We start from the raw sequence: 3,136 nt of genomic DNA, 5'->3' as shown, positions 1-3,136 counted from the left end.
ACTGGAAATACAGGTAATAATTTTAGGGATCCAATTTTTATTTCGCTGCTCTATGGGAATGAAATCAAAATCGCTAGAGTGCTCCATCGGGGTAGGTTCATGATCCAGTTGATAATCAAATTTCATTTGCCGATAATAGAGCCGAGCCTGATCGGCATCGTCTAACCCATAGACATTCCAGTGGGGCTTATCGCTATTTTCAATGTACTTCAGCGAACGGGAGAGATAGGCTTTTGCGTAATCTATCGTTGTTGAATCAAAAGCAGTAAAAGGAACACGGTCCAGACGATCCACTTGCTTGCCTTTGGACTCATAAAGTTTGAATAAATCCAGATCCATGAATTGAGTAATGCCATCCGGTTTTGAAGATGAGGCCAGGAGTACGGTTAGAATCGCCGTTTCCATTTCGGGTACGGTCATGGCTTCGGCTTCTGTATTGTGTTTGATGCCTTCGCCTACCCGGGCCACAAAGAAAGAATCTAGTGTGTTATACTGAGAAGGGGTCAATAAGGGTAGTGCCTTAAGCAAAGATGCTTTAACGGAAGGTTGGTTGGATTGAGTCGTAAACGCTTCGGTAAGCAGGTGTTCGGTATGATCTAGTACGTTTAAAATTTCAGAGTGCTTGTAGAGCCATTCCACCTCCATTAAATGCATCGTTCCCAGCAGATAAGAAGGCTGAGATAGGGTTTTTCCTGAAATTTTCCAAAGAACCGTGGCAGGACTTGAGGGGGAAGGATGCTCGCAGGGGAATTGTGCCCAGTTGGAGAATGACATTCCTGTCCACATCCACATCACTGCGATCAAGTGAACGAGTGCTTTCATAAGCTAGAGGTTAAACGATAGAAGGTAGTCAACGTATAAGGTTGACGGTACTTCTGACCTGGATGAAGTTAATGCAGCAGCTTCATTTTCCATTCAACTCCTGGTGTGGAATCGTGATTGGAGACTCTTCGTAAATGATAGGCCTGGTTTAAAAAACCTGCTTATGCCTGCTTGCCGGTACATCAGAGTGAAATAAAAGCCCAAAAGAGTAATGAATGAACCAATAATCACGTAAGACAGACTAGTCAGATTTTTCTCTATTTTACGGTTATGCTCATCAATGGTATACTGCATGAATCTGGTTTTGACCCGGGCTTTTCCACTGCGAAAGTAAGTACCAGAAAGGTATTCCGGTTCGGCAATGATTCTTCCCTGACGGGTAACATAGCCGATGCGTTCGTTTTTAATTAGTAGAGCTATGCCCTCGTGAAATATAGAAACGTTATCATAGGAAACCGGAACGATAAGCCGGCCTACAGAATCTACTATTCCTTTTTTCTGCTTTTCCTGAATGATCGTATATCCATCTTTGATACTAACGATGGAGTCTACACGAAAGGGATAGGCTACCTGTTGACGGGCTTGAAGCAATCCCCATTTCTATTCTTCTTCGCCCAGAGGCTGCTAAAAGAAGCGGGCCTAAGATCCTCAAAAACAGGCTTCATGATTTCAACTCCCGTCTCTGCGTCCACATACCCATATCCCTGATTCCGCCTGGTTTGATACCAGCCCCGCCACTGGTTCTTTCGGGTCGTGTCAATCAGATCATAAGTCAGAGGTAGTTGTGACTGGGTATTCGCTCCTAATAACCCGTATTTGCCGCTTTTAGCCACTACTCGCAGCGGACGAGAATAAGCCACGTCTTCAATAAAATCAAACACCCGGGGCATGAGTAACTCGCACTGATGAGTGAGGTAATTGGGCTGGTGATTCCGGTCAACCACCAAGCAGATGCCGTTGTGAAATTGAGTGGTGATGAAAGGACTAAATTTCTCTTTGAAGACGACCCGGTTGTGTCGGTCAATGAAAAATCCATATCGCTCCAGTGAATCGCCCACAAAAGCCACTCCTTCATGGAAATTACTAATCCAGGTATAGATCAGAGGAATCACTACTTCTCCTTTTGTATTGATAAATCCTGTTCGTCCTTTTCCATGAATGCCCACAAAGTTTCCATCGTGAAGGGGCTTTTTGATCACTACTGGAGCCAGTCCTTCGGTGAAGGCTCCAATGTCATCGTAAGGCTGAGAGGAGAGTCGTTTGCCTTCAGTGGAATACAGATAAGTCTTGAAACTTCGCCGGTATGAAATCGTATCGTTCTGGTAGAGATTGGGGGTATGTATGTATTTATGACAAATAAAAACGCCTTCGCTATACCCAACTTCATCAAATTCCCGGGCCCAATGGGGTTTGCGACTGGTGTAATCAATCATTCCCTGGAACACTTTACTTTCAATAGTATGGAGTGGATCGAGGCTCTGAGCAAAGCCCGGGAAAGGCAGGCAAATCAGTAGCATAGACAGCAACCGTTTCATAAGCTTTTCAGGAGTAAGGATAGATAGAGGTCAGAGGAACGTCCCTGGGTAAATAGACAAACTTAGGTACGCTGAGTAGGTAAAGGTAGAAAGTTAATGTTGTATGATAGATGTATGATCTGTTTATACTTAAACGGATACGTTCTAAACGTTTGGATTCCTACCACCACTGATGCCTTCTAACGAATATAAGACCATTTACATGCTTCAAACGTACCTCGATAAAAGGTTAACCTTGATACGGATAGCTGGAACCGATGAGCTTGATCCAGAACGTATATAAGCCAATTAGGACTACCATCCGGATTATATTTATATTGGTCAGCATAGTAGCTTAATGTTTTAATCTGGTCCCGGTGGCTGTAAATTAAACTTGGGCTTGTGATACCGAGTTGACTCAATACCACAAGCCCGTTAAAACACCGCTTATTTTCGCACCATCGGGAATTGAGAAATACGCAGATTGGTACACCCGTAAGGAATTAGCGTAATATCTTCCAGATCGTTGGCTGTCTCCAGTTGATAAGTCAGACTGTACGGAACTGGTCCAGCCATTTCATTGTAGATACCCCATGAAGGAATCCGCCGACCTTTCGTTTTAATTTGCAACGGCGTGATTTCTGGGTTCCATGGATAAATAGAAACTGGTTTCACTTTTTCTACTCTATACTGATCTGCCAGCTTAGTTTCCGGCACCTGAATTAGGGCATAATTCCAGGGTGTGGTCGGGCGAAGTTCGTTATACGTAGCTCCGTATTCGATCGGGTCTTTGTCGTTTT

The 3,136-nt window shown here is 44.0% G+C and carries 3 protein-coding genes and 1 pseudogene; all 4 read right to left on the bottom strand.

The features are described 5' to 3' along the window. The coding region (locus BWI97_RS26380) for a TraB/GumN family protein (protein WP_146011069.1) at window positions 1–822 on the bottom strand (822 nt) is incomplete at its 3' end. Between the two features lie 93 nt (window positions 823–915). Further along, window positions 916–1,413, bottom strand: a complete 498-nt coding sequence (locus tag BWI97_RS29405; RefSeq protein WP_102203432.1) for a WG repeat-containing protein — start codon at window positions 1,411–1,413, stop codon at window positions 916–918. Continuing rightward, on the bottom strand, window positions 1,389–2,357 hold the full coding sequence (locus tag BWI97_RS26370; RefSeq protein WP_102203431.1) for a WG repeat-containing protein: 969 nt from the start codon (window positions 2,355–2,357) through the stop codon (window positions 1,389–1,391). The genes BWI97_RS29405 and BWI97_RS26370 overlap by 25 nt, the downstream gene beginning before the upstream one ends. A 426-nt stretch (window positions 2,358–2,783) precedes the next feature. Further along, a pseudogene (locus BWI97_RS26365) lies at window positions 2,784–3,136 on the bottom strand (hypothetical protein); the annotation flags it as partial.

It is taken from the genome of Siphonobacter sp. BAB-5405 (assembly GCF_002872335.1).
GTDB lineage: Bacteria > Bacteroidota > Bacteroidia > Cytophagales > Spirosomataceae > Siphonobacter.
The sequence above is the reverse complement of the archived record's forward strand: the minus strand, read 5'-3'. Positions and strand labels throughout refer to the sequence as shown.

What these genes read in the sequence shown, in the direction of transcription:
- BWI97_RS26370 (WP_102203431.1), bottom strand. Translation starts at nt 2,357, where the DNA reads ATGAAACGGTTGCTGTCTATGCTACTGATTTGCCTGCCTTTCCCGGGC.